This is a genomic window from Streptomyces sp. SID3212 (genome assembly GCF_009865405.1).
Classification (GTDB): Bacteria; Actinomycetota; Actinomycetes; order Streptomycetales; family Streptomycetaceae; genus Streptomyces.
This window is the reverse complement of record NZ_WWJY01000603.1, coordinates 1-1119: the sequence shown is the minus strand read 5'-3', so window position 1 is coordinate 1119 and position 1119 is coordinate 1. Positions and strand designations below refer to the sequence as shown.

The window sequence follows — 1119 nt, the reverse complement described above, 5'->3', positions numbered from 1 at the left end:
ACCGCGCCCCCCACCCCCGTCCTCACCGAACAGGACGTCCTCGCCGGCCGCGCCCCCTCCGGCGCCCTCCCCGAAGGCCCGCCCGAAGAGCCCGTACGTACGAAGGAAGGGGACGTCGTCGTCCCCGTCCTAGGAGGCGGCGCGGTGGTGCGCGTGGTCGACGCCGCGACGGCCGGAGCCGCCCTCGGCCGCAACCTCCAGCTGCTGCGGCCGGATCCGGCTGCCCTCGACCCCTGGTTCCTCGCCGGATTCCTGCGGGGCACCGCCAACAACCGACAGGCGAGCAGCTACGCCTCCACCGCCACCCGGCTCGACGTACGGCGTCTGCGCCTGCCCAGGCTCCCGCTCGCCGACCAGCGGCGGTACGGTGAACGCTTCCGCGCGCTGGCCGCCTTCGAGGATGCGGTGCGGCTCGCGGGACAGTTGGGGGAACAGCTGGTCCGGGGGCTTCACGACGGCCTGACGGACGGCAGCGTCGACCCCGGCTGAACCAACGGCCGCGGATCCGTTCCGTGGCCGGTAAGGGTCCCTGTGGGCCCGGTTCGGGGAGGAGTTGTCGATGCGGTACCAGTTCCGCGCAACCCGGGGGCGGGGTGTCACCGTCGCTGTATACGCTCGTCCCCGTACCGCGGATTCCGCCTCGTCCCCAGGCTTTCAGGAGCAGTGATGCACGGCCACGGCTACGTGCCGCCGCAGCAACCACGAGACGGGACCGCCGTCATCGTGTTGCGTGTGTTCTTCGCGCTGGCCGCCGTCCTCAGCTGCGGATTCCTCGCCTGGGCGCCGATGCTGCGACTCGCGATCATCACCCGCAAGGGCCTGAACTGGGCGCTGTTGGTGCTCACCGTCGCGATGCTCGTCCTGTGCGTGGCGCTGATCGGCACGGACGAGACCGAGGACCTGACGGCCACCCAGTCGGACGTCGGCGTGGGTCTGCTCCTGGCGACCGCGGTCTCCGTCCTCGCCTATTACCTGTACGCGGACATCGTGCACTTCAGCCGCAGGAACGCGCAGGCGGCCCACCCGCAGCCCGTCCCGCCCCAGCCCCTCTCGCCGCAGCCCGCCTACGGCTACCCCCCGGTCGGTACGGCCACCCCGCCGCCCGCCGCGCGCCCGCAC

Annotated in this window: 2 pseudogenes; both read left to right on the top strand. The window is 72.6% G+C overall.

Annotated elements, in window-relative coordinates:
• Nucleotides 1–489, top strand: a pseudogene (locus GT042_RS18005) (SAM-dependent methyltransferase); the annotation flags it as partial.
• Nucleotides 490–666: 177 nt separating this feature from the next.
• Nucleotides 667–1119, top strand: a pseudogene (locus GT042_RS18000) (hypothetical protein); the annotation flags it as partial.